Below are 26,303 nucleotides of genomic sequence, written 5' to 3'. Positions count from 1 at the left end.
AAACGCCCCCGGCGCGCAATGGTTGGGAAGCCCCGATTATAGCAAACGGGGCGCGAGGATGGGAAACGCGATCAGGCGACCTGCTGGAAATCGAGCCCGTACGTGATGATGAAGAACACCGCGCGCTCCGCGATCGGCATCGCCGTCCGAAGCCACGGCCCGGCGACAAACAGGATCGCGATAATAATCCCGAAAGGCCCGATCCGCTCCATCATCTCCTTGCCCCGCGCCCCCAGGAAGTAATACAGCACGTGATGCCCGTCCAGCGGCGGCAGGGGGATGATGTTGAACAGCGCCAGCACCAGGTTGATCACGATCATCCCGTACAGCAGCGCCAGGATTGCCTCCGCCGCGGGTATCGTGACCCCGCCGAGCTCCAGCATGAAAAAGATCCGGAGCAACACCGCGCAAGTCAGCGCTATTGCAATGTTGGAAAGCGGACCCGCCAGCGCAATAAGCACCGGATCCCGCCGCATGTTGTTCAGGTTGCGCGGGTTAAATGGCACCGGCTTCGCCCACCCGAACAGGTACGGCACATTGGTCATCATCATCAGCAGCGGCAACACCACCGTCCCCAGCGGATCGATGTGCTTGCGCGGATCGATCGACATGCGCCCCAGCAGCCGCGCCGACGGATCGCCACACCAGTTCGCCGTCGCCGCGTGCGCCGCCTCGTGCACGCACAGCGAAAACAGGAGGCAGAAGTACTTCATCAGAACAACGCCGGGTTCTATCTGCATCGGTTACGGAAGTCCTTTCGGCCGCGCGCAAGGGAGAATTCACCCGCAACGACATCGGCGCCAGCGGGGTGGGGGGCGGCCTCAAAATACACAAAAACGCCGCCCGCACGGGTCCCGGAAGTATAGATAAAACCGGCGCAACGTATCAATCAGAGCCGCACGCCCCAATACCCCCCACCACGCAACGCCACTCGCCGACCACGCTTTCCCTGCCGGTCCCTTCAGGTCCTTCAGGTCCCTGCCGTCCCTGAAGTCCCTGCCGTCCCTGAAGTCCCTGCCGTCCCTGTAGTCCCTGCAGTCCCTCGCCGCACCACCCAGATCTTGAAGGCGCGCCCCGCCTCCCGTAAACTTCCCCCGAGAAGGAGCAGTACCCATGGCCATCCCCGCCTTTTCCCGATCCGCGTTCATCGAAGCCCTCGAACCCATCCTCGCGGACGCCGTCGAACACAACAACCCCGCCAACCTCCACGCCGCGCGCGATTTCGCCACCCTCTTCACCGATCCCGACCTCGACCTCTATCGCCCCGACAACATTTTCCAGAACTTCGTCGTCCATTTCCCGCCTTCCAGCTTCGATGTGAACGTCGATCACGTCCGCGAAGAGCTCGTCGGCGACACCGCCCGCATGTCCGCATGCGTCGGAGCCCTCGTCAAGGGCATCGAGCGCGCCCCCGGAACCACGCTGATGGTCGAAATCTTCGAGCAGGAAGAAAACAGCCTCATGATCCCGCGCATGGGCATCGGATTCAGCGGTGCCGGCCGCATACCCGATCGATTTCCGGTCCACGGGGTCTTTTCCATGTCCCTCGACGTCATCAGTGACTGCTGGACCCTCGCCACCTCCGGCGGGCGCATCGATCGCACGGAAAACGGTGTTGAATTCCGGCTCCACGGCATGCGCATGCCCCCCGAGCCCCTCGAAATCGCCGGACAGGTCGCGGCCTGCCTCGGGCGCGCGCCGGATCTCGCCGGCGCCGCCGAAGCCCTCGCCCTCCTGGAGGAGACCGGACCCCGTGACATGGTCGACCTTGATCGTCTCTTCGCCGAGTGCCGCGAAGCGGCGGAGCCGCGCCTGGTTGAATCCAGCGTGACCTGCGCGGTCGCCTTCAGCGATTCTTTTCCCCAGTTGCCCCTCAACCGCGACCGGATGCGCCGCGCTTTCGCAAGCCTCTTCCGCTGGGCCACCGACGCCCTCCCCGAAGGCGGCGCGCTCGATCTGCTCCTGGAATACGACCCCGCCACCCGCGAGGCCACGGGGATGATCGCTATCGGCGCAAAGACCGGCGCCATCGGCTCCTCGCCCAGCGCCGCCGTCTTCTCCCGCGCCATCGCCTTCCACGGCGGCGCCGTGCTCGTCGAGGAAGCGGGGGAGACCTGCACCGCGACCTTCACCCTCGCCGACACCGTCGGCCAGGCCCTCGACGCCTGGATCCCCGGCTGGGAAGTCTTCGGGGAAGAGTCCCGAAAGTACCTGCGCCTCCTGAAGAGCGGCGCCCAGGCGCCCCCGGAAGACTTCATCCTCGGCGGCGTCCTCGAGCAGGAGCTGGAGCGCTGGCTCCTGCCGCGCCTTCAGGATCCCGCCACCGTCAATCTCGTCAACGAAGGCGGATTCAAGAACGACGGCCTCAAGGGGAGCATCAAAGAACGCATGCAAAAGGCGCTGGAACAGGCCGGCCGCGGCAAGCCCAAGAAGGAAATCTGCCAGCCCCACTACGCCGGTGAACTATTCTGGGCCTTTCGCGCCAGCATGCGCCACCGCGCCGCCCTGGGCACGCAGGTCCTCACAGACGACGAACTGCGCGCCCTCGCCGAAGGCCTCCTCCAGAAACCCGTCGACGCCCGCGCCTGCCTCGCCCTCCTCGCCGCCCTCATCGGACGTTGATCGACACGCCGTGGCCAGCCATTCAAGATCGACAAACGAAGTATGCACACCACCCCGGGACCGAGCATCGCATCCGTCCAAAGCAAGTGAGCGCGATGGAGCGCTGGCATCCCTGCCGGCACGGCTCGTCGCTTGCGCCGCGCGATACGAAAGAGACTTCCGGTTCACCCCATCGCCCCGCAGTGACATTTCCTGACGCTACGCGCCATCTACGGCGGTGCCCACACAACGTGCCACGCGATCGCGCCCAAGGCGCGTTCGTGTCCCTGGAGCGCCAGCAACCCCACACCGCCAACACCACCCCGCACGAGCGATTATCCCCACGGCGACCCACAACCGCGACGCCACCCTCCCCGGCCCCCGGCGCAAGTTTGAAACCGCCCCAGCCTATGCTATACTTCCGCCGGTCTCCGGAGCCCGCCCCCGCAAGGCGGCGGGCCCGGTTAATCCGTTGCATCCAATGGGAGAGAGCCATACAGGCGTATTGGGAACAGTGCGCGGGCTTGGGGGAGAACCAATTCCGTTGTTCCCGCCGGAACGGCTCCCCCGGATGCGATCACGCCTCCAGCCGGAGGCGTTTTTTTTGACTCATCGGGTTTGAAGGTATACCGGCAAATATGGCGGCAAATAGGAGTAGTCTGCTCGGTCCACTTTTCCGGGCGTCGCCATAGGCGGATACAAGATTCCCTGAACCTTGTCTGTAGTGCAGACCGTATATTTGGCAGCAGAGCTGGATGCCAATGGATTTTTTCGGCCCGAAGGGCCAACGCAGTTTTCAGCCCCGGGCAACGCCCGGGGTTTGAGCGGTGTGTTTCTTATACGCCCTGAAAGGGCAGCGCAGTTGAACTTCAGAAACGCTGGACTGCCTAACCACTGCGGCTGCCCTTTCAGGGCGGGGAAGATGGTGTCCCCGTGTTCCCTGGGCGTTGCCCAGGGCTGGTAGCTGCACTGGCCCTTCGGGCCGGAAGACCAGTCGATACGATTACTCCAACAGAGGCCCCAACCGGCATACATTGGCGGTTCCGCATAATTCGGGCACGGAGAATCGCCTGTGAATAATCCCGTACGCTCAATCCGGATGAGCCTTTTTCAGACCTCGCCCTCCGCTTTCTCCTCCGTAACCCGCGTCAGCGGACGCCCCTCCACGTACAGCCCGTCGAGCACCACGTCGAGCGCGAAACTCCGCAATGGCGTCGTCAGTTGCACCTTCTGCCCCTCCAGCGACCATTCCCCTTCTATTTGATTGTTTACCACCAGCTTGCCCGCGGGCTCGAAGCGCAGCTCGAAACGCCGCCCGACCCGCCATGTGGTCCCCGCTAGATACTCCGCGGTCAGCGGCTTGCCGTAGCCCGGCCAGCTGTCGGGATTCTCCTCGCGCGGCGCAAAATCCTCCGGGCGGTACGGGTGGCTGTACGTCACGTACCCGATGAACATCTCCTCGTGGGACTGCTCGCCAAAGCGAACTCGCTGGGTCGGATCCGGATTCCGCGGGTTAAACGCCGAATTATCGAACGCGCCCGTGCAATGGATTCGCGCGCCCTCCTTCACCGCAATCGGTTCGCTGAAGTAGTACATCGGCTGCCAGTCAAACTGGTACCACGGCACCGAAAGAAGCGTCTCCTGACGCCCGTCCGCAAATGTCGCGTCAAACCGGAAGCGGCTGCCCCGGTAGTGCATGTGCGGCGACAGGCCCAGCAGGGTGACGTCCTCCCGAAAACGGTACGTCGCCTCCGTGGCAAAATCCCGCGCGTGCGGGGGAATCTCGAAATCCGTTTTCGCCGCCGCCCGGATACGCAACACTTCACGCGGCGGCCCATCATGGAAATACAGCCCCATGCGCGTCTGGTCCACCTCCTCCTTCCCCGTCGAGTTGTAGTGCATCTGGAACACGAACGACGAACCCGCCGGTACAAATTGCGCCGTCCCCTCCGGGAATGGCTGAATATTGCCGCCCGGAAGGTAGCTCGCGAAGAATCCGTCCAGCCCGCCCCGCGCGTCCGGCTCCAGATGCCGGTACCGCGCCGGGTATTGGATAAACACCAGCGCGTGGTGCACCGCCTCCACCGCCGTCGGCAGGACCTCCACCGCCCGCAGCCACCTGTCCTCCGTCAACCCCGACGGCACCGAAATATAGCGATAGTCAAACACCCCGCTCGCCGGCAGCGTCTCCGGCTCGGGCAGCTGCACAACAAGGTCCGGCGTGCCGAGGGTCCAGCTCGCATCCAAGGCCGGAGGCGCATCCGCAAGCGGATCGCGGTCGCCATCCTGGCGCGCGCCCTGCTCGACCCAGGCAAGCAGCGTCCGGCGCTCCTCCACCGTCAGATCGAGCGAATTGTGAAACGACTGGTACTGCGGATCCGCGTGCCACGGCGGCATCCGATGCGTACGGAGCGTCTCGCGTATCATGTCCGACCACCCCCGGACGCGCCGGTAACTGTCCATCGAAAACGGCCCCACCCCGCCAGGCCTGTGGCAAGAAACGCATTTAGACTGAAGAATCGGCGCCACCTGCGCGGCGTAGGAAACAGGCTCCTCCTCCGCAAGAAAATTGATCAGGCAGCCCTTCGTATCGGCGGCCTTCGCCGGAAGGGGAGTGCCCGCCAGGTGCGCCTGCAACACCGCCTCCAGGTAGCGGTTCTCCGCCGTCTCCTTCTGGGTCCCGTAATCAAACCGATCATCCACCGGACCCCGGTAAATCATCTGCCACTTCGACGACGGATCAAGCACAATCACCTCGGCCGTGCGGCGGCTGCCCAGGCTATGCACAATCCGCTGCGTCTCATCCTTCAGCACCGGCATCGTGATGCCATACTCCTGCACCTCCCCGGCAAGATCCGCACGGCTGTCCTGGGAATTCGCATTGATCATGAAGAACTGCACCCCCTGCGGCGCAAAGTCGTCATGAATCCGGTTCAATTCTGGAACGCTTCGCCGGACAATCGGGCACCCAACACCATGGATATACAGCACCACCGCGCGCGCGTCGGCCGTATGGAAAAGCTCAAAAGAGCGATCGTCATGCGCGATCAGGCGGAAGTTCTCTACCGATTCAAGCGCCGGAGGAGCCGGCTCGGCGGGGTGATCCGACGCAACCGCCGACAGGGCGGCGAGCAGACACACGGCGGGAACAGCTATATACTTCATGGTGAGACCTCAGTTGCGGTTTGGGCGTTAGACCCGGCCTCGCGCGCCGCCGGTTTCGCTGCGCCCGTGATTGGGCCGCGCATCCGCCAGCGAACAAGCCCCCTCCCAAAAACCCGGGCTATCAATTCGCGAAGCCACCAGGACCGTGTAAAGGTTCCAGCCATGACACCCTCCGCATGTTCTGAATTTTCAAAGGGAGCCGCGGGTGCCACGTTCAAGCTCCGCGGCTCCGCCGCGAAGGCTTGAGCGTGCAAGACTCCACAAGAGCGCCATCAGTCAGGAGCAGTATTTCATCCTTAACGGGTGACGCAACGCGTCATGCAAGGCTGTACCAGGAAGTCCGCCTCGGGCGGATTAGGCATCCTTGCCTGACCCGCGATGACGACTCGGCATCCCGCGCGCCGCCGCCGCCCATGTCAGGGGGCTCCCGCCATAGCCGACCAGCCCCAAAAAAAGAAGGCCGGACCCATCGGCCCGGCCTTCGAAAGTTGACTGCTCTGAAAAGAAGCGCCCTGGCATTACCACAACCGCCTCATACAAACCAGATCACAGCATCTCTCCCAGGGAAGCGGCAAAGGCTGGGAGCGCAGGCGTCCCCGCCTGCCAGGCGGCGAAGCCGCCGTCAGTTTTCATCCTTAATGGGTGACGCAACGCGTCATGAACGGCTGTCAGGAGACCAGCTGCGACAGCATCAGGATCGGCATGAACAACGCAATCACGATACCGCCCACCACGAGGCCCATCAGGCCGATAAGAATCGGCTCGATAAGGCTCGTGAGGCTGTCCACAAGCGCCTTGACCTCGGCGTCGTAGAAATCCGAGATCTTCTGGAGCATGATTTCCAGCGCGCCCGTCTTCTCGCCCACGCCAATCATCCGGGTCACCATCGACGGAAACACTTCACTCCGCATAAGCGGATCCGCCAGCGTATCGCCGTTCCGGACGCTGTCCGCCGCCTCCCGCACCGCCCGAGCAAACACCTCGTTGCCCGCCGTGCGCTCGGTGATTTCCAGCGCCTGCAGAATCGCCACGCCGCTGCGCGTCAGCGTGCTCAGCGTGCGCGTAAAGCGGCTGATCGCCACCTTCCGCCAGAGCATCCCGAACACCGGCACCCGAAGCCGCGCCTTGTCCAGGTTGTAGCGCCCCGTCTCCGTTTGCGCGTAGGCCTTCAGGCTGAAATGGATCGCCAGCGCCACTGCGACCATCGTCGGGATGGCGTACCATGTCCGCAAAAAGTCACTGATCGCGATAAGGATTCGCGTCGGCGCCGGCAGCGTGCCGCCCATCTGCTCGAAAATCGTCGCGAACTGGGGCACCACGAAGATAATCAACCCCGAAGCGATCAGGACAATCATGCTGAACGCCACCACCGGATACGTCATCGCGGATTTGATGCGGCGCTTCAATTCCTCCGAGGCTTCCAGATAATCCGCCAGCTGCAACAGCACCCCGTCCAGATCGCCGCTCGCCTCGCCCGAACGCACCATGCTCACGTAGAGATCCGGAAACGCGCGCGGATACTTCCGCAGCGCGTCTGAAAATGTCTCGCCCGATTCCACATCCTGCGCGATCGCGTCAATGACCGCACCGAAATTCGGGTCTTCCGTCTGATCCGCCAGAATATCCAGGCCCTGCATCAGCGGCAGGCCCGCGCTGACAATCGTGGAAAGCTGGCGCGTGAATACCAGCAATTCCGCCGTCTTGACGCGCTTGTTCAGCTTCGCGCCCGCGCCGCCAAGGGCGAAGCCACCCTTCTTCTCCGTCAGCTTGTCCGCGATAAGGCCCTTTTGCTGCAACATTTGCGCCGCGGCCTGGCGTGTGGCCGCCGTCAGGGTGCCCGTCTGCTTGGTCCCGTTCTTGGCGCGTGCGGTATAGGCATAGGTCGGCATCCGCGACAATCTCCTCGTTGGGCGGGCCGCCGCCAGGCGGGAACCGCATTGCTTGTGTCCTGCGCGTGACGCTATACGCCACGATAAAAAGAGTATAAGCACTTCTTACGCGGAAGACAAGTGTTTTCTTGGTAAATTCTTTACAACGCCGCCGAAAGAGAAAGCCGGGCGAACGATATTCGCGCCGGCCTCGGATTCTTCCTGACCTGGGTCGCGAAAACAGCGCCCGGGGCTGGTTACCGGCACACCCATCTACGGGATGGCGTACCGCAACCCGGGCTTGGTGGCAGCGTCAACATGGTTACATGTTAGCCTGGCCCCGGGGGCTGCTTCCGTATACCCATTGCCGAGGTAAAAGCAAGCGCAATGCCAAAACAGCCACCGGGGCCAGGCGAATCTGTAAGTAATTCAAAAAATGAGACTTACGATCACGAAGTGAGATTAGGAGAAGGGGAGAGGCATGACAAACTTCTGCCCCGCTGACCAAATCCTGACAACCCGACGGATCGTGGGCGTCAACCGCCCGCGTACCACGACCACATACGGTAGACCACCAACGCCAGGATGGTGCAACACGCAATCCCCAGCACGAACGCCGCAAGCATGCCACGCCAGCCGAATCCCGGACCATAGTCCGGGCCCTTCAGCTTCAGAAAGAAACGCTCCGTCTGCGTTTCCATGGAAGTGCGAAAGGCGCGCATCCAAATCAGCGCGCCGATGATCGCCACGACAAGAATGATTTCCTTGAAGCTTACACTGAGCACCCGGAGCGTCTTCCCCATGTTAAGGCCGAGCGGCCAAGCGACCGCCTGCTATCAGTATACGAAGCCCAATAAGCCGCCGCAACCGCGCCCCCTCGCATTCCCGCCAGACGTTTCGTTACGCCTTCGCCTCCGATCCCGAAAGCAGATCACGCAGCGCCGCCTCGACCTCCGGAAATTTAAATGCGAACCCCGACCCCTCCAGGCGGCTCGGAACCGCGCGCAGGCTCGAAAGAACCAATTCCTCCGCCATCTCCCCGAGCGCAAATTTCAGCGCGGTCTCGGGCACGGGAATAACCGCCGGACGCCGCAGCACCGATCCGAGCGCGCGCGTGAAGTCGCGATTCGTCACCGGATTGGGCGCAAGCGCATTTACGGGACCGGCCAGTTCTGGAGTCTCTATCATGTGAATCAAGGCCCGCACCAAATCCTCCAGATGGATCCAGCTCATCCACATGGCGCCCCGGCCAATCGGCCCGCCCATCCCCATCCGGAAGGGGGGGAGCATCTTGGACAGCGCGCCGCCGCGCTCCGAAAGCACCATGCCGATGCGCGGGTGGACAACCCGGATCCCGGCGTCGGCGGCGGGAGCGGCGGCCGCTTCCCACCCCTGGCAAACCTCCGCCAGAAAGCCCTGGCCCGCGGGCGTATCTTCGGTCACCACGGCATCGCCCTGATCGCCATAGAATCCGATCGCCGAAGCCGAAACAAGTACCCCCGGGCGCTGCGAAAGCCCCGCCAGCCGCTCCGCGAGCAACTGCGTCCCCGCAACCCGGCTATCCCGGATGCGGGCCTTCCGCGCCGCGTTCCAACGCCCCGCCGCGATGGGTTCCCCCGCCAGATGCACCACCGCGTCCACGCCGTCCAACGCCGCGCCGTCCAACTGGTCCCGCGCCGGATCCCACGGTATCGACCCGGCCGGGGCCGACGACGTATCGCGGACCAGCGGGCGAACCGTGTGTCCCGACTTCAACAGTTCCTCACAGAGGGCCCGTCCCACGAGCCCCGTCGATCCGCTCACGACAACCTGCACGGTGCTATCCTCCATGTTTCAATCGCGCCCATGGTAGCACGCCTTTCCGGCGTCTTCCCAAATAAGCCGGACTAACGTTTCGTCGCCGCCACATACCGATTGACTTCTAACAATGATGTGATTTACAATCGCTATACATTCCGTTTGAAGGAGCAGATTATGTCACTCGAAAAAGAGTTGCAACTCGAACGGCCCATGGAGGATATTCGGCACGAAGCCGTGCTCAGCATTATCCGTACCGCCGGGCTGCTTTCCCTCAAGGGAGCCGACTTGTTCCGGGACTTCGGGCTGACCGAGGCGCAGTTCAACGTGCTATTCTCCCTCAAGTATAAGGAAAAACGCTGGACCCAGTCGGACCTGGGAAAGCGCCTCGTGGTGACGCGCGCAAGCGTGACCTCCGTGCTGGACAAGCTAGAAAGCAAGGGCCTGGTTCAGCGCCAGGCGGTCGAAGGCAACCGCCGGATTTACCATGTGGACCTGACTCCCGAAGGGCGAGCATTGATTGACGAGGTGGAGCCGCTTTACCGGAGCAGCATTCAGGCGGTGATGGAGGGCGTGGACGAAGCGGGTTGCCGCGCGATGATCCGCAATCTGGAAAAGGTGCGGGCGCGCTGCGCGCGCGAGGCCTAGCCGCCTCCCCCCGCCAGGCATGGACCGAGAAACAGGCAATGGGTTGGAGGACGTTTTGAAATGACCGACACGCAACAGCCAACCGGCGCGGAGCGCCCCTACCATCCCCGGGGTTTCTGGGCCCTCGTGGTCACCCAGTTTCAAGGCGCCTTCAACGACAACGTCTACCAGTGGGTCATTGTTTTCAGCCTGCTGGCCATCATGTCGGGCGGCGCCGCCGGCGGCGAACTCATGTTCTCCATCCTGGGCTGGGACCTGACCCTCTCGCGCTATGACTACGTTTCGGGCGTCTCCCGTTTCCTGTTCTCCCTGCCCTTCATTATCTTCCCCAGCCTCTTCGGGGCGCTCGCGGATCGGTACAGCAAGGGCCGCGTTTCCACCTGGACCAAGTTCATCGAAGTGGGCATCATGATCGCCGGCGGTATCGCCTTCATGATGGGCAATCCCTTCATTATCTGGGGCATCCTCTTCCTCATGGCCACACAGAGCGCCATGTTCGGCCCGGCGAAATACGGCATCATGCCCGAGATCGTTCCCGAGCAACGCCTCTCCTGGGCGAACGGCATCATTCAAATGGGGACCATCGTCGCCGTGATCCTCGGCGTATGGGCGGCCGGCGAACTCTTCAGCGCCTTTAAAGACGACCTCTACATCGTCTCGATGTTCCTCGTCGCCCTTTCCATTCTCGGGCTCGTCACCTCCTTCTTCATTACCCGCCCGGAACCGGCCAACCCCGCGGCGCGCCTCCCCTTGAACCCGCTCATGCCCTGGGCCGGCATGGGGCGCTATTTCCGCGCGATCTGGTCGGACCGGATCCTTCTCAATGTGGTCATCGGATATGTCTACTTCTGGTTCGCCGGATCCCTCGTACAGCAAAACCTGATCAAATTCGGCGGCGACACCCTGCAACTCGCAGAGAACGCGCAGTCGGCGCTGCTCGCCGCGGTGGGCCTCGGCATCGGCTTTGGCGCCCTCGCCGCCGGATTCCTCTCCCGCGGAAAAATCGAGATGGGCCTCGTGCCGATCGGCGCGCTCGGCATGGCCATCTTCGCGGTGCTCCTGGCCATCCCGCAGGTCCTCGACAGCGAGGCGCTCGCGGCCAGCGCGGCGGCCGGAGCCCGCGCCCATGCGCAGCTCGGCCCATACTTCTACTACATCGCAATCAGCAGCTTCGGGCTCGGCTTCTTCGCCGGAATTTTTGATGTGCCGCTCGCCGCGGCCATTCAGCACCGCGCGCCCAGGGGCGCGGTGGGGGGCGTCATCGCCACCACCAACATGCTCACCTTCGTCGGCATGGCGTTCTCCGGCATCCTGTTCATGCTGCTCGGCCTGGCGGGCCTGTCAACCTACCAGGTTTTCCTCGTCACCGGAGTCCTGTCGCTGGCCATCGGTGTCTACATCGTTTTCCGCCTGCCCCACCTGTGCCTGCGCGCGGGCCTCTGGTTCCTCGCCAATACCGCCTTCCGCGTGCGCGTCGCGGGTCGCGAGCACCTCCCGGATACCGGCGCGGTCCTCTTCACCGGAACCCATATCAGCTTCATCGACTGCCTCGCCTTCTTCGCCGCAACAGACCGCGACATTCACTTTGTAATGCGCGAGGACGTTTACCAGCGGCCCCTGATCGGGCGCCTGGCGCGCATGATGCGCATTATCCCCGTGAAATGCGGCCCCACCGAAGCCGACCAGGCCGCCGTCGCCCAGGCCGTGCGCGACGTGCTGGCGACGGGGGGAGCCGTCTGCGTCAACAACGAGCGCAGGGCGGAACCGGATGGCGCGCTGTTCCCCTGGGCGGACGGATACGCCGCGCTCCTCGAAGGGCTCGACGTAACCGCCATTCCCTTCTACGCGTCGCGCACCTGGCAGTCCCTGTACATCTTTGAGGACGACCGCTTTCAATGGCGTCTGCCCAAGCGCATCCCCTATCCGGTGGATATCCGTTTCGGCGCGCCGCTCCCCGCGGATTGCGGCTCCGAAACCCTGCGGAAATCCCTCCAGGCGCTCGGGAATGCCGTGCATACCGCGCGCCCGCTCCGTTTCCAGAATCTGCACCACGGCTTCGTCAAGATGGCCCGGCGCAACCTCCGTAAAGTGGCCGTGGCGGACGTGCTCTCCGGCCAGCTCAACTACTTCAAGGCGCTCGTCGGCTGCATCGTGTTCGCGCGCAAACTACGCGCGCGCCTGGACGGCCGCGAAATCGTGGGCGTGCTGCTTCCGCCTTCCGTCGGGGGCGTACTCGCCAACACCGCCCTCTCCCTGCTTGGCCGGATCCCGGTCAACCTGAACTACACCGCCAACAACGAAATGATCGCGTCCTGCGCTTCCCAGTGCAATATCTCCCAGGTCCTGACCTCGCGCAAGCTCCTCGAACGCCTCCCGCTCGAAGTGCCCGGGGAAGCCGTCTTCCTGGAGGATATCAAGGAGACCGTTACCGGCAAGGACCGCCTGATCGCCATACTACTCGCCCTCCTCTGCCCGATTCCGGTCCTCGACAAGCTCCTGGGAGCCCCCAGGCGCATGCCGGACGACCTCGCGACTATCATCTTCTCCAGCGGCAGCGAAGGCGACCCCAAGGGCGTCATGCTCACGCACCGCAATATCATGACCAACATCGACGCGGCATTTGAGGTATTTCCAAATCACCGCGATAGCTGCCTCGTCGGTTTCCTGCCGTTTTTCCACTCCTTCGGCTACATGGCCACGCTCTGGCTGCCCCTCATTCACGGGCTGCGCGGCGCCTACCACGCCAATCCGCTGGAGCCAAAAATCATCGGCAAATTGATCGAACAGTATCGCGGCACCATCATGATCGGCACCTCGACCCTTCTCCAGGGCTTCATCCGGCGATGCGAGCCCGATCAACTGGCAAGTCTCGAATTCGTGGTTTGCGGCGCGGAAAAACTCGCCCCGCGGGTGCGCCTGGCCTTCAAGGAACGCTTCGGAATCGAGCCACTCGAGGGCTACGGGACCACCGAGTGCGCCCCCGCCGTCGCCGCCAACATCCCCGACTGTATCTCGCCCGGTTTCTACAGCCCCGGCACGCATCACGGCAGCATTGGCCGCCCCATCCCCGGCCAGGAGATCAAAATCGTCGACAGCGACACGGGCGCGGAGTTGCCTCCCGGCCAGGACGGCCTGCTGCTCGTGCGCGGGCCCAACATCATGCAGGGCTACCTGGGCAAACCGGAGAAGACGGCGAGCGTCCTCAAGGATGGCTGGTACACCACCGGGGACATCGCCCACCTGGACGAAGACGGATTCATCACGATCACGGATCGCCTCGCCCGTTTCAGCAAGATCGGGGGGGAAATGGTGCCGCACACGAAAGTGGAGGAGACCCTGCACGGCCTCCTCGATCTCACCGAGCAGCGCATGGCCGTGACCAGCGTTCCAGACCCCCAGAAAGGGGAGCGGCTCGTCGTCTTCCACACCCTGGCCGAGGACGAACTCGATCGCCTGTTGAAGGCAATTCCCCAGTCGGACATACCAAATCTCTGGGCGCCCCGCGCCAGTTCGTTCCACGCCATCGCGGAAATACCGGTGCTCGGCACGGGAAAAATGGATATCAAGACGGTCAAGAAAATGGCGCAGGAGATGAATCCGGAGGCCCAGGGTGGCTAAGCCCGCGGCGCGGCGGGGGCGCTGGAAAGCCCGGGCCGCCTATGGCCTCATGGTCACGATTGTCGGAGCCGTCCTCATGAACCTGATTACAGACGCCCTGGTCTCGCGCTACGAGCGGAACGCCCCCCGGGACCCGGGCGCCGATTTCCTCCAGGGCGCCACCCCGCGCGAACTGGGGCCGCCCGATGCCGGCCGCGCCGTCCTTTTCATTCACGGGTTCATTGGCGCCCAGAGCAATTTTAACGACCTGCCCGACCGCGTGGCCGAAGACGGGTGGTTCGTGCGGACCATGCGCCTGCCCGGACACGGGAGCAGCCCGCGCGATTTCGAGCGCACCTCCACAGAGGACCTCATCGCGGGGGTGCGCGAGGAGGTGCGCGCACTGCGCGTGCGCTTTCCCGATGTCGTCCTCGTCGGCCATTCCCTGGGCGGCGCGCTGGCCGCGATCGTCGCGGCGGAAGAACCCGTCCAAGGGCTCGTGCTCTGCGCGCCCTACTTCGAATTGACCTGGTCCGACACCCTCGGCTTCCGGCTCGAACGCTTTGCCCCAACGATTGCCCCCATCATCCGCTGGTTTCCGGGCCGGTCGGGCGGAGGTCCGGTAAACTTGAAGGAAAACCGGAAGCGCATCGACTTTTATCGCTGGATTCCGGCTCAGGGCATGATCGCGGCCGCCGGCGTGGCCCGCAGGGCGCGCGACAAAACCACCCTCGGCGCGATCACCGCGCCCGTGCTCGCCATTCATTCACGCATCGACACCATCACCTCTCCCGAGGCCACCGCCGCCGCGCTGCCCGCGATCGCCAGCGCGCGGAAGGCAATGATCTGGCTTGAGACCTCGGATCATGTGGTATTCTGGGATTACGAGAGCGACCAGGTGACCGCCGCCATACGGGCGTTTTTAGAGGAGGTCAAGAGCCATGACGCTAATCAGCCGGGTGTCCGCGAGTGAGGTCTATCCCATACGAGAGCAAGTGCTGCGGCCAGACCAGCCCCCAGAGGCCGCAGTGTTCCCGGGGGATGAACTGGAAAGTACGGCCCACCTCGGAATCTACGAGGAGGGCTCCCTGGTGGGGATAGCCTCCCTCTACCAGGAAGGCCCCGAGGGCTATGGCCTCGACAACGCCTGGCGCCTGCGCGGCATGGCGGTCCTGCCCGAACACCACGGCCACGGGCTCGGGAGTAAGCTCGTCCACGCCTGCATGGCCTATGCCGCGGCCCACGGCGGCGAACAGCTCTGGTGCAACGCCCGGGTAAACGCGCGGCCGTTCTACGAGCATCTGGGACTCAATATCGAGGGCGAGGCGTTCGACATTCCGGGCGTAGGGCCGCATTACCGGATGATCTGCCCGCTCTAATCGGGCCGGAATGCGCGGGGGCCTCGGGGCGTCGCCGTCTTTTCCGAATTGGGAATACGCACCCGCGGTTCCAGCGGACCGCGCGCAAAAAAAAGCCGGATGCCAGCGCCCCGAAGGACAAAGCCGGCATCCAGCCCATTAGTCGTTATTCAGTCGGGGATCAGCCCTTCGCCGCCGCGTACAGCGCCGCCACCTTCGTCCAATTCACCACATTCCAGAACGCGGACACGTAGTCCGGGCGCCGGTTCTGGTAATTCAGGTAGTACGCGTGCTCCCACACGTCCAGCCCCAGAATCGGCGTCTTGCCATTCATGAGGGGGGAGTCCTGGTTCGGCGTGCTCAGCACTTCAAGCTGCCCCGCGCTGTTTACCACGAGCCACGCCCAGCCGCTGCCAAAACGCGTCTTCGCCGCGTTCGAGAACTGCTCCTTGAAGTTATCGAAGCTGTCGAACGCCGCGTCGATCGCCGCCGCCAGATCGCCCGATGGCGCGCCGCCGCCCGACCCGCTCAAAATGTTCCAGAACAGCGTGTGGTTCGCGTGCCCGCCGCCATGGTTGATGACCGCCTGGCGCTTGGCCTCCGGCACCTCGCTGATCGCGGCGAGGATCGCTTCCACGGACTTGCCCTCGTACCCGTCCAGGCCCTCCAGCGCGCCGTTCAGCCCCGCAACGTACGCCGCGTGATGCTTGTCGTGGTGGATTTCCATCGTCTTGGCGTCAATATGGGGTTCGAGCGCGTCGAATGCGTACGGTAGGGGAGGTAGCTCAAATGCCATGGGGAATTCTCCTTCTCTTGGTTCTCGAAGGGCCGGATACACGATGGCCGGCCAAACGTCGAATGGGTCCTGCGGGAAGCCCGCGCGCGCGTGTGCGCCCGCGGGGCCATGTTCAATGGGCGGGGCGTTCGTATAAAGCAAGTACACCCCGCCCCTCAAGATCGAAACACAAGCAGCCCGCCCAATATTCCTGCTTGGAAAAGTATAACAGAACGCGTGCGCCGTCGCGAAGCCCGCGCTCCCCCTTCAATCGTTCCCCTCCCATACAACCGCTGGTATGATTGACACGAAAACGCCCAGTACGTAAACTTATCGAATCGGTGGGAGATCCGCGCCCGGCGCCTGAGCAAAGTCCAGGCGGTCAGCACCGCGCGCCCCTCCCGCGCAAACTGCCACCGTGAGAAAGAGGAACGTTTGTCACAGGATAGAACCACCACTACCCGGTCGCCCGCCGCCCCGCGCCGTATTGGCGAACTGCTGGTGCGGGAGGGCCTTATCACGCCCGGACAGCTTCAGGAGGCCCTGGAAAAGCAGCGGAGCGAAGGAGGCAAAATCGTCGAGAACCTCATCGCCCTGGGGCACATGGACACCGGCGCCTTCGTGCGCTTCCTTTCCCACCAACCCGGGACCGTCAGTATCGATCTCCTGAATTACACGATCCCGCAGGACGTCATCCAACTCGTCGATCGCGATTTCGCGCTCAAGCACGAGGTGTTGCCGATCGACAAAATGGGGAAGAACCTCTCCGTGGGCATGGCGTGCCCGCTCGACGCCGCCACCGTCGCCGAACTCGAGCAGAAAACCGGATTGCGCGTCCGCCCCTTCCTCGTGGCGGTATCCGACGTGCGCACCGCGCTCAAGCGCTATTACAACGTCGAAGTAGGGTCCCCGGATAGCTACACGATCGACGGCGACAAGAACGTGGCCCTCTCCGCCCGGGTCGTGGCGGCGCCCGCCGCCCCGATCTCGCTGGTGGAAAGCGGCCTGAAGTTCGAGAAAGTCGTACACCTGATCCGAAAGGTGAGTTCCCTGCCCGCCCTCCCCGAGACCGTTTCGAAAGTCCGGGAGGCCATTGAACATCCCGACACCTCCACCGACCAGGTCGCCGCGATCATCGGGCAGGACCCTTCCCTCGCCGCGAAGGTCGTGAGCCTGGCGAATTCCGCCGCCTACGCCTTCACGCACAAGGTGCAGACCATCGAACGCGCGACGGCGCTCCTCGGGCTGCGGGAAGTCTATTCGGTGGTCCTCGCGTCGGCGGTCATCGAGTACTTCGACAAGGGCTCCGGGTTCGACTATAAGCGTTTCTGGACCCGCTCGATGACCTGCGCCACCGCGTGCCGCGAAATCGCGCGCATAAAGCGAAAAAACGGCGCCAGCGCGCTCTTTGCCGCCGGGCTCGTGCACGATATCGGCCGCGCGGCCCTGGCGACCATTGCGCCGAAGCCCTACACGCAGGTCGATCAGGAATTGCCCGACGACCTGCTGATTGTCGAGGAAAACGAGCACTTCGGGATCGCCCATCCCGAAGTGGGCTACATGCTCGCCGACGGATGGGGGCTGCCGCGGGAAATCAAGGAACCCATCCGTTTTCACCACGATTTCAAGAGTGCTCAGGCCGCCCACGCGCAGGTTGCGGTGGTCGCCCTCGGCGCGTGCATCGCGGATCTCCCCGCCGGGCTCGATCCGGCCGCGGCCGCCCGGGCAGGCGAAACACACGCGGAATTGCTGGAAATTCTTGAGATGGATGGCGGCGCGTTCGCGGTTCTGTATCAGCGAACAATGGACTTGATGAGCGAACAGCAGCAAATCGGCGGTTGACGCCGGTGTTGCATGAACAGGAGAAGTAACAATGCGAACGTCGTTCGTGGCTATGGTGGCCTTTATGACCCTTGCAAGTTTTGCCGCGCGTGCGGAGGCGGACCCGCTCCGGGTCCTCTTTTTCAGCAAGTCGGCGGGTTTTGAGCACGATGTGGTCAAAGTGAAAGACGGCCAGCCCTGCCACGTCGAGACCGTCATCGCCCCCCTGATAGAGGGTATGGGCGGCACGCTGGTCTCCACGAAAGACGGGGCCATCCTCACCGCCGAAAAGCTGAAGGACTTTGATGTCGTCATCTTCTACACCACCGAAGACCTCTGCAAGACCGATGCCGCGGATGGCTCGCCCCCCGCGGGCCCGGACGCCATGCCGGCCCTCCTGGAATGGGTAGAGGCGGGCGGCGGCCTGGTGGGCTTCCATTGCGCGAGCGACACGTGGCACCGAGAGCGAAACCAGTTTGCGCCGGAATCCCCCTATCTCGACGTGATCGGCGGCGAGTTTCGCGGCCACGGCGCCCAGTTCGTCGGCACGCTGCGCGTGGTCGACCCGGAACACCCAACGATGGCGCGGCTCAAGGACGGCTGGAAGATCAATGACGAGTGGTACCTCTTCTCCCACCTTCAGAAGGAGACGATGCGCGTGCTGGCCCTGCTCGATCCGGCGGAGGAACGCGAAAAGCAGGAGATGTATCGGGTGCCGGACTACCCCGTCATCTGGTGCAGCGCCTCGGGAAAGGGCCGCGTGTTCTACAACGCGATGGGGCACCGCGACGACGTCTGGACAAACCCCGACTTCAAGGCGCATTTCGAAGACACGATCCGGTGGGCCGGCGGCGAAGGCGAAACCCGCGCCGAACCGAACTGGAGCGAGGTTGTGCCCCCCGAACTGGATCCCCTGACCGGCGCAGCCCGCTGATATAAGGTATTCCGGCGGCGTTTCCGGTGTCGGGCCCACGGTCCGGCCGGAAGCGCCGCCTTTTTATGAGGTAGGAGAGGGGACGTAGTGTGCTGATTGGCCGGTATGCGATTCAGTCTTTTTTTTGTTCGTTTGTTGAGCCCCAGTGTCAAAAACGGAAGCGTTGACCAATGGGAGCGCAGGCGGCCCGCCTGCATCGCGCCGAAGGCGCGCATTTCCGACGTCGGCGGTTCGTCTTCCGCCGCCGCTACATCCCCGGGTTGCAGCATGCCGCGGCGGGATGTTTCACCAGCCGCTTGAATTCCCGCGCCGCGCGGCGTCCCAGCAGCGCTTTTCCCGCCTCGCGGAATTGCTCCGCGAGATCGCCGGCGCGGTTGCCGTAGGCCTCCGCCACCAACGGCGCGCCCTGCGCCAGCCGGTAGTCGGCCGCGTTGCCCAGCGTGAGCACCATGTCCTCCAGCAGCCGGCACTCGTTCCATTCGCCCAGCAGGTTCTGCGCGCCCTTGACCCGGCCGATGAATGCCGCCATCGGCTCGCCGAAGAGTCCCGCGTGAAACTCGCAGGCGTAGCGCAGGTGCTTCAGTTCAATCCGCACCTGATGCAGGTCCTCCGCGTCGCCGCTCTGCTTCCACGCGCGCCGCGCATGCCGGGCAAGCTGAAACGCCACCCGCAATTCGGACTGGGCAAGCGAAATGAGGCAGCCCCCCGCCTCCGGCGCCCCGCGCAGCAAGCCATCCAGCCCTTCCTGCCCCGCCAGATCCGCCGCCAGCGCCACCGCCTCCTGACAGTAGGGGGCCTGGGCTTCCCGCCGCCGCTCGATGACCTCGATCGCGTGATCCATGAAACGTCGCCAGATCGTCCGTGTTTCTTCCCGATGTTCCCGGAGCATGGCGGCCATAACATCCAATTCCCGACGTATTCCGAGGGCGCCGGTGATCTTCTTCGCCTGCTTGCGGAGTTGCTTGCCGTCGCGCGGATCGAGGTACGGCTGGTAAACGCGGATCGCCATGCGCAGCCGGCGCGACGCCACCCGCATGTCGTGGATCGCCCCCGGATCGAGTTCGGAAACCCCGGGGGCCATCGCGTGGATGATCGCCACCTGCGCGCGGATGGCGGCGATAGCCGCCTCGGGGCCGGTGTGGCAGGGTTGGGTCATGCGCCGAACTCCGCGGTGGTCACGCGCCGGCATGCGGCGGAGCCAATCATTCTTCCTCGGTCGTGTCGGGGAGTTCGGCCAGATGCGCCAGCGCGCGGAGAAGGTCGCGTTCGGCCCGCGACTTGTCCTCGCCGCGCGAGCGGCTCCAGATGCGGGCGGAGTCGCAAACGCCCTGCATGGCGTTCAGGCGGGCCGCGTCTACGATAAGAACGCTTTCGCGTCTACTGCGTGAAGGCATAGGGGAACTTCCTTTGCTGGCTGTGAGGCCGCCAGTATACGGCATTTCAATGCGCCGTCCCAAGCGGGCCGCGTCGATTGAGGCGCGTGGAAAGTGCTATGATCGGGGCGTGCCGATGACCCGCACACCCTGTCCTGAAGGGGGCTTCGCCCCACGCCCGTCCGGAGTATTCCCATGAATGTCCCCCTGCTCGACCTGCAAGCGCAGCTGGCCCCCATCGAAGCCGATATCAAGCGCGCGGTCCTCTCCGTGGTGGAGTCCGGCCGTTACATTATGGGCCCCGAGGTGGAAGGGCTGGAAGCGGAAATCGCGGCCTATTGCGGCTCCGCCCATGCCGTCGGCGTCACCTCCGGCACCGATGCGCTGCTCGCCGCCCTCATGGCCTTCGACGTCGGCCCGGGAGACCTGGTGGTCACCACGCCCTATTCCTTCTTCGCCACCGCGGGGGTCGTTGCGCGCCTGAATGCGACGCCCGTGCTCGTCGATATCGACCCGGTCAGCTACAACATCGATCCCGTCGCGCTCGAAGCCTGGTTTGAAGCCAATCCAGACGCGGCGGAGCGGGTGAAAGCCGTCATGCCGGTGCACCTGTACGGCCAGTGCGCGGACATGGACCCGATTCTGGCGGTGGCCGCGCGCTACGGCGTGCCCGTCATCGAGGATGGCGCCCAGGCCATCGGCGCAACGTACCCGGGCGCGGCGGGCGTGAAAAAGGCCGGCGCCATGGGCGCAATCGGCTGTTTTTCCTTCTTTCCGAGCAAAAACCTCGGCTGCCTCGGCGATGGGGGCATGCTGGTGACGGACGATGGGGATCTGGCCGAGAAGCTGCGGCGCCTGCGAAACCACGGGATGGAACCGAAGTACTACCACGATCTTATCGGGGGTAATTTCCGGCTCGACGCCATCCAGGCCGCCGTGCTGCGGGTCAAGCTGAAGCATCTCGAACGCTGGCACGGGATGCGCCGGGAAAACGCGGCATTCTACGACGCCCATTTCACCCGCCCGGAAATCGGTCTGCCCGTGACCGTCTGGGGGCGCGAGCATCACATCTACAATCAGTACATTGTCCGCATCGCCGGCGGACGGGACGGGGCGAAGGATCACCTGCTGAAGAACCAGGTGGGCTGCGATATCTACTACCCGATACCCTTCCACCTGCAAGCCTGCTTCCGCTACCTCGGCTACCGCGAAGGCGATTTTCCCCATGCCGAAAAAGCCGCCCGAGAAACGCTCGCCATCCCCATCTACCCCGAACTCGACGACAACATGAAACAACGCGTGGTGGACGTCCTGGAAGGCTACTTCGCCTGACCAGGGACTCGAAGCGAGGGGTGGATACGCCTGTTCCGGCAATGCCTGCCGGTTTGGCACGCCTCCACCGCGTTAGTCCTCGGAATTCGAATCTCCCGCCGACCCCTTCGCGTCCGGCCGCGGCTCCAGCAGGATCTCGCGCACCCGCCGCACATCCGCCGCTGTTACGGTCCACGTATAGGGGCCCACGTTGACGCTTTCACCAGGGACAGGAACCTTGCCGAGCAATTGCGAGATGTAGCCGCCCGCGGTGTCCACATCCTCTTCGGTGTGGTCGATACTGAGGTTGGGGATGTGGTGCGCCATCTCGTGCAGCGGAAAACGCCCGCTGATGCGGTAGGCGTCGCCCTCTTTTTTCATCATGTCGCCCGCAAACAGGTCGAACTCGTCGCGGATGTCGCCCACCATCTCCTCGATGACGTCCTCCAGCGTGACGATCCCCATGGTCGAGCCGTATTCATCCACGATGACGGCCAGGTGCAGGCGCGCCTCCTGAAACCGCCGAAGCGCCTCCAGAACATTCGTATGTTCCGGGAGAAACAATACATCGCGCTTGATGGCGTCGAGATGGATCACGCCCTGGCCGATTACATGCAACTCGCCCTCGCCCGTCGGCATGGCTTCGGATTCTCCGGATCGCGACGCCCTCCGGGGCGAAAGATCCAGCACCTTCACCAGATCCTTTACATGGACCATCCCGATGACGTCGTCGATCGACTCCCGGCAAAGCGGCAGCCGCGTGAAGGGGCAGCGCTTCATTGTCGCGAGAATTTCGTCCATCGGATCGTCGATGCACAGGTAGAGCACCTCCGTTCGCGGCGTCATGATCTGCCGGACACGGATGCTCTCCATTTCAGAGGCGGCGCGGATCATCCGGGCGAGGTGCGGGTCCATCAGGGGCGCGCTCGCGGCCAGCGCGGCGATCTCTTGCAACGTAGTGTCCTCGCCGCTCTGCTGGCGGCTGGAAAAAGGCCGGTTCACCAGCTGGATAAACCAGAGCACCGGCGCCATGACGCGAATGAGCAAATCCAGCGGCGCGGCGATGAACGGCGCCAGGGCGGCGTTGTAGCGGACCCCCAGGGTCTTGGGGAGAATCTCCGTGAATTGAAGCATCAGGTAGGTGAAGATCCCCGAAAACACGAGGACGCCCCCCTGGAACGTGAAGATCTTCTCCGATTGCGATCCGGCCAGCGTCGCGCCCACCGTGTGCGCCGTGGTATTGACCACCAGGATCACGGCAATGGGCTTTTCGACATTATCCTTGAAGCGGCGCCAGATCCGGCCCGTGCGCGGACGCCTTGCCTCCAGGGCGGCCACCTGGCTGGAGGTATAGCTCAGGAGCGTGGCTTCCAGCAGGGAGCAGATTGCGGAAAGGCCCAGTGCGAAAAGGACACTGAAGACGAATATGGCCATGGGAGAGGGAAACCTCGTTCGTGATGTGGAGTGAGCGCCGTTCGCGGAGATAATACGCGAATCGCGATTCAACGCACAAAGGGGGGAAGGGATCTGGTCCCGCGCCCCTGGGGATTTCGGCCCCCACTTGTGCCGGGGCGCGGAAATTCAGTAGACTTCGCCCTCCGGGCCCCGATAGTTCAACGGATAGAACGTTCGCCTCCTAAGCGAAAAATACAGGTTCGATTCCTGTTCGGGGCGCCATTCTCCGCTACTCCCCGCACTTTCGCGCCCATCCCTTCCCGCTCAATCGGGGCCAAGCCGCAGGATGACGCCGTCGCGCAACACATACGCGGCCAGCCCGTTTTCCGGCGCCGGGACCACGATCAACCTGTTCCCGGCCGGATCGCGGTCGCTTGCCTGATACTCGCCGGGATGCAGCCGGACATCCCCCCCGAAACGCCCTTCAACCCGGGCTTCGGCCTTTTGGGCGGCCAGATCGAGGTGATAGCTGGCGTGCAGGCGCTCTCGAATGCGATTCCATTCGCCCTGGTTTTCCCGCGCCTCCGCGTCGTAGCGTCCCGCCCAGGCGTTGCGCTTCTCCAGCAGCCCGATCATCCGCCGGATGAATGGTGCTTCGAGCCGCTTCGCCACGGGATCCGCCGGGCCGCGTTCCCGCGCCGCCCGCACGATCTGTAACAAGGCCGGCTGGGCGGCCCCCGCCGATTGCGCCCGGCTCAGGAGCTCCTTTCGCACGGCGCCCTCGGCCAGATCGGACTGCCGCGCCGCAATAGCTTCGTCGAGCTGCATCACTTCTTCCTGCCACGCCTTGCGCGACTCGTGAAACCGCAGGATTGCGCGGGAAAGCGCGTCCTCCGCCGCGGTTTCCACCGACCCCGTATGCAGCGCGACCAGCTCCTCCCATTCGCGATTCAGTTCCTGCGGATATTCGCCCTCGTCCATGAACTCCGCCAGTTCCCGGGTAACCTCCAAGAGGCTCCGCTGGATCGCGCGTTGCACCTCCTCCTGCGCTTCACGCGCGGCGAGCGTTTTCCGGTTGGCGATGCGCATCCGATCGGCCACCGATCGCGTCAGCAGGTGCAGGCCGGTCATGATGCGCAGAAGAAAGGACCGCCGGCGTTTCAGCTTCTCAATCGCCTGGAGCGCCGCCTGGGCGCCGCTGCCGCCGAATAGGCTGGCCAGGGCCGCGCCGGCGTAGTGCTCGGCCTCGGCGGTCTGGCGATCCCGGAGTTGCTCGAGATACTCGATGCGACCCTTGAGGCGGTTCGCGCGGCGCAGGAGCGTGTGCGCCTCGCCCGGAAGCCGCACGCCAAAATCCTCGAAGCCGATGGACTCCCGAAGCACGATGTCCAGCGGCGTGTGCGGCGCGCCAACGAATTCGCGCGCCCGCATCGATTCGTTGACGTGCCACCGCCCGCCCGCGACAACGCCGTCCACCTCCGCGCGCGACGCGAAGAAGGTCCCGAGGCGCGTTCCCTCCCGAAGCTTCAGCCCCCCGGCCGCGTAGACCAGCGCCGGGTCCTGCGCCGAACGGCAGGTGACGCGGCCGCGCTTGGCGATGGCCCGCGCCCGATTGACCAGCGCGCGCGCGCGGATATTGCCCTTCTGCGAGATGGCGAGACCGCCGATATTCTCGGCGACCTCGATGTTCGCGCCGCCCAGCACCCGCCCCAGCACATACCCCGTGACATGGCACGCCCCCGTGGCGATCACCGTGGCGCCGTCCGGAACGTCGCCGACGACCTTGAGAACGCCATCGTGCTCGATCACCGGCCCCCGGACCGCCTCCGGCAGGCCACCGCAGGCCCGGATCTCGCGGGGACGCGCCGTAGCAATGTCCTCCTCGGTCACGATGCGGACCTGGCGCGCCAGGTTGGGTAGCGCCGACAGGGGGGGGAGCGCCCCGCGCGCGGTTTCTATGGCCGCGATGTGGGGCTGCAGGCGGGCGAAGGCGCGCTTGTGCAGACGCGGCAAGCGCGACCGTGCGATCAACCCATGCGCCGCGCTCAGGAACTCCAGCTCGTCACGGGCCAACCCTTCAGGGCCGCGCGTGCGCAGGGCGTCGAGCAGGCGGCGGAGCAGGGGTTGCTGGCGCGCGCCCTCCGTCTGGATATCGATCTGCGACTTGTCGGCGGTCCACGCCGCGATGCGCGCGGGCAGTTCCTCCAGCCCGTCGAGCGGCAATCCGGCCTCCCGGTGTTGCTGATACCAGGCCTGGCAATAGGCCAGATCCTCCAGCGACAGCGCCAACAGGGACTCCGGATCCGCCGCGAGGACGTGGCGCACCAGGCTCTCACTCATAAGGGCCTCCTCCCGCCTCACTATAGCGAAATCCCGGGCGCGCGCGCACCTGTCGTATTGAGGGGGGCGCCGGGCCCGTGCTACACTACCGCCTTCCGTGGGCCGCCCGGCGCCTGCCGCGCGCGCGCCCCACTCCCAGGCAACTACCCGGCTTTTTCCAACCCGCCCCGCGTGCGCCCGCGCGGGTTAGACCCACACGTCTTCACGAGGACCCCCATGGCACTGAGTATCGGTATCGTCGGCCTTCCGAACGTCGGCAAGAGCACCACGTTCAACGCGCTGACCAAAGCGCAGAATGCGGAGGCCGCGAATTATCCCTTCTGCACGATCGAACCCAACAAGGCCATTGTCCCCGTGCCGGACCGGCGCATCGACAAGCTCGTCGAGATCGTCAAGCCGCAACGCGTCCAGTACGCCACCATCGAGTTCGTCGATATCGCGGGCCTGGTGAAGGGCGCGAGCAAGGGGGAGGGCCTGGGCAACCAGTTTCTGGCGAACATCCGCGAAACCGAGGCCATTGTGCACGTGGTGCGCTGCTTCGAAGACGAAAACGTCGTTCACGTCCACGCCAAGCCGGATCCGAAGGATGACATTGAGGTCATTCAGACCGAACTCCTCCTCGCCGACCTCCAGCAGCTGGAGAAGAAGATCGAGAAGCTGAAGAAGCAGGCCAAAACGGACCGCAAGCTTCAGCCGCAACTCGATATCGCGGAGTCGCTCGCGAAACACCTGGAAAGCGGCGCGCCCGCGAGCAACTTCGCCGAGCGGGAAGGCGACGCCTACATCGCGCTCGAGCAGGAGATGAAGTTCATCACCGCAAAGACCGTCATCTACGCCGCAAACGTGGATGAAGCGGGCCTCGGCGCCGACAACGAGTACGTGACCGCCGTGCGTGAACTGGCCGCCCGGGAGAACGCCGAGGTGGTGAAGATCTGCGCGAAAATGGAGGAGGAGATGGTGGACATGAGCGAAGAGGAACGCCACGAGTTCCTGGCCGACCTGGGGGCTGCCGAGAGCGGCCTGGAGCAGGTCATCCACCAGGGCTTCCGCGCGCTCGGCCTCATCTGCTACTTCACGGCCGGCGTCAAGGAAGTGCGCGCCTGGACCATCCACAACGGGTGGACCGCGCCCAAGGCCGCCGGGGTCATCCACACCGATTTCGAGCGGGGCTTTATCCGGGCGGAGGTCATCGCGTACGACGCCTACGTCCAGCACAATGGGGAAAACGGGGCCAAGGCCGCCGGCGTCATGCGCGTGGAAGGCAAGGACTACGTCGTGCGCGATGGGGACGTGATGCACTTCCGCTTCAACGTTTAGCGC

Annotated in this window: 19 protein-coding genes and 1 tRNA gene; 10 read left to right on the top strand and 10 right to left on the bottom strand. The window is 64.3% G+C overall.

Annotated features, from left to right (window positions below):
- Positions 1-71: 71 nt before the first annotated feature.
- The gene (locus KF886_09805; protein ID MBX3177644.1) at positions 72-740 is read right to left on the bottom strand and encodes a site-2 protease family protein; all 669 of its coding nucleotides are present in this window, start codon (positions 738-740) and stop codon (positions 72-74) included.
- A gap of 373 nt (positions 741-1,113) precedes the next feature.
- Here KF886_09805 and KF886_09800 point away from each other — a divergent pair, with 373 nt between their 5' ends.
- Positions 1,114-2,622 (top strand): hypothetical protein, encoded by a 1,509-nt coding sequence (locus KF886_09800; protein MBX3177643.1) that lies wholly within the window; start codon positions 1,114-1,116, stop codon positions 2,620-2,622.
- A 1,089-nt stretch (positions 2,623-3,711) separates the two neighbouring features.
- Here the strand turns inward: KF886_09800 and KF886_09795 are convergent.
- From KF886_09795 to KF886_09780, 4 genes are all read right to left on the bottom strand, one after another.
- On the bottom strand, positions 3,712-5,766 hold the full coding sequence (locus KF886_09795; protein MBX3177642.1) for a redoxin domain-containing protein: 2,055 nt from the start codon (positions 5,764-5,766) through the stop codon (positions 3,712-3,714).
- Between the two features lie 668 nt (positions 5,767-6,434).
- A complete protein-coding gene (locus KF886_09790; GenBank protein ID MBX3177641.1) occupies positions 6,435-7,655 on the bottom strand; it encodes a type II secretion system F family protein in 1,221 nt (406 codons plus the stop codon).
- Positions 7,656-8,170: 515 nt separating this feature from the next.
- Positions 8,171-8,419, bottom strand: coding sequence for a hypothetical protein (locus KF886_09785; protein MBX3177640.1), 249 nt, complete (start codon positions 8,417-8,419; stop codon positions 8,171-8,173).
- A gap of 115 nt (positions 8,420-8,534) precedes the next feature.
- Positions 8,535-9,464 (bottom strand): TIGR01777 family oxidoreductase, encoded by a 930-nt coding sequence (locus KF886_09780; GenBank protein ID MBX3177639.1) that lies wholly within the window; start codon positions 9,462-9,464, stop codon positions 8,535-8,537.
- A gap of 144 nt (positions 9,465-9,608) precedes the next feature.
- Here KF886_09780 and KF886_09775 point away from each other — a divergent pair, with 144 nt between their 5' ends.
- From KF886_09775 to KF886_09760, 4 genes are read left to right on the top strand one after another with little or no spacing between them, the layout of a single operon-like run.
- Complete coding sequence (locus KF886_09775; GenBank protein MBX3177638.1) at positions 9,609-10,079, top strand: MarR family transcriptional regulator; 471 nt, start codon at positions 9,609-9,611, stop codon at positions 10,077-10,079.
- Positions 10,080-10,139: 60 nt separating this feature from the next.
- Complete coding sequence (locus KF886_09770; GenBank protein MBX3177637.1) at positions 10,140-13,697, top strand: MFS transporter; 3,558 nt, start codon at positions 10,140-10,142, stop codon at positions 13,695-13,697.
- On the top strand, positions 13,690-14,649 hold the full coding sequence (locus KF886_09765; GenBank protein MBX3177636.1) for an alpha/beta fold hydrolase: 960 nt from the start codon (positions 13,690-13,692) through the stop codon (positions 14,647-14,649). Before KF886_09770 ends, KF886_09765 begins: the two co-directional genes overlap by 8 nt.
- Entirely contained in the window at positions 14,618-15,055 is a 438-nt protein-coding gene (locus KF886_09760; GenBank protein ID MBX3177635.1) for a GNAT family N-acetyltransferase, read from the top strand. The genes KF886_09765 and KF886_09760 overlap by 32 nt, the downstream gene beginning before the upstream one ends.
- Positions 15,056-15,215: 160 nt before the next feature.
- Here the strand turns inward: KF886_09760 and KF886_09755 are convergent, their stop codons facing one another.
- Complete coding sequence (locus KF886_09755) at positions 15,216-15,830, bottom strand: superoxide dismutase (protein ID MBX3177634.1); 615 nt, start codon at positions 15,828-15,830, stop codon at positions 15,216-15,218.
- A 414-nt stretch (positions 15,831-16,244) separates the two neighbouring features.
- Here KF886_09755 and KF886_09750 point away from each other — a divergent pair, with 414 nt between their 5' ends.
- Positions 16,245-17,651: an HDOD domain-containing protein gene (locus tag KF886_09750; GenBank protein ID MBX3177633.1), complete on the top strand. Its 1,407-nt coding sequence runs from the start codon at positions 16,245-16,247 to the stop codon at positions 17,649-17,651.
- A 31-nt stretch (positions 17,652-17,682) separates the two neighbouring features.
- A complete protein-coding gene (locus KF886_09745) occupies positions 17,683-18,564 on the top strand; it encodes a ThuA domain-containing protein (GenBank protein ID MBX3177632.1) in 882 nt (293 codons plus the stop codon).
- Between the two features lie 247 nt (positions 18,565-18,811).
- Here the strand turns inward: KF886_09745 and KF886_09740 are convergent, their stop codons facing one another.
- Together KF886_09740 and KF886_09735 are read right to left on the bottom strand one after the other, a co-directional pair.
- Positions 18,812-19,720, bottom strand: coding sequence for a CHAD domain-containing protein (locus tag KF886_09740; GenBank protein ID MBX3177631.1), 909 nt, complete (start codon positions 19,718-19,720; stop codon positions 18,812-18,814).
- 46 nt (positions 19,721-19,766) lie between these two features.
- A complete protein-coding gene (locus KF886_09735; GenBank protein MBX3177630.1) occupies positions 19,767-19,958 on the bottom strand; it encodes a hypothetical protein in 192 nt (63 codons plus the stop codon).
- A gap of 174 nt (positions 19,959-20,132) precedes the next feature.
- Between KF886_09735 and KF886_09730 the strand changes: the two genes are divergently transcribed.
- Positions 20,133-21,269 carry a DegT/DnrJ/EryC1/StrS family aminotransferase gene (locus KF886_09730; GenBank protein MBX3177629.1) on the top strand — a complete coding sequence of 379 codons (1,137 nt, stop codon included), beginning with the start codon at positions 20,133-20,135 and terminating at the stop codon, positions 21,267-21,269.
- 72 nt (positions 21,270-21,341) lie between these two features.
- On the opposite strand, the gene KF886_09725 is transcribed toward KF886_09730, so the two are convergent.
- Positions 21,342-22,682 (bottom strand): HlyC/CorC family transporter, encoded by a 1,341-nt coding sequence (locus KF886_09725; protein MBX3177628.1) that lies wholly within the window; start codon positions 22,680-22,682, stop codon positions 21,342-21,344.
- 168 nt (positions 22,683-22,850) lie between these two features.
- Here KF886_09725 and KF886_09720 point away from each other — a divergent pair.
- A tRNA-Arg gene (locus KF886_09720) sits at positions 22,851-22,925 on the top strand.
- A gap of 42 nt (positions 22,926-22,967) precedes the next feature.
- On the opposite strand, the gene KF886_09715 is transcribed toward KF886_09720, so the two are convergent.
- Positions 22,968-24,983 carry a hypothetical protein gene (locus KF886_09715; GenBank protein MBX3177627.1) on the bottom strand — a complete coding sequence of 672 codons (2,016 nt, stop codon included), beginning with the start codon at positions 24,981-24,983 and terminating at the stop codon, positions 22,968-22,970.
- Positions 24,984-25,199: 216 nt separating this feature from the next.
- Here KF886_09715 and ychF point away from each other — a divergent pair, with 216 nt between their 5' ends.
- A complete protein-coding gene (ychF, locus tag KF886_09710) occupies positions 25,200-26,300 on the top strand; it encodes a redox-regulated ATPase YchF (protein MBX3177626.1) in 1,101 nt (366 codons plus the stop codon).
- Positions 26,301-26,303: the final 3 nt, after the last annotated feature.

The organism is Candidatus Hydrogenedentota bacterium (assembly GCA_019637335.1).
Taxonomy (GTDB): Bacteria; Hydrogenedentota; Hydrogenedentia; order Hydrogenedentales; family JAEUWI01; genus JAEUWI01.
The sequence above is the reverse complement of the archived record's forward strand: the minus strand, read 5'-3'. Positions and strand labels throughout refer to the sequence as shown.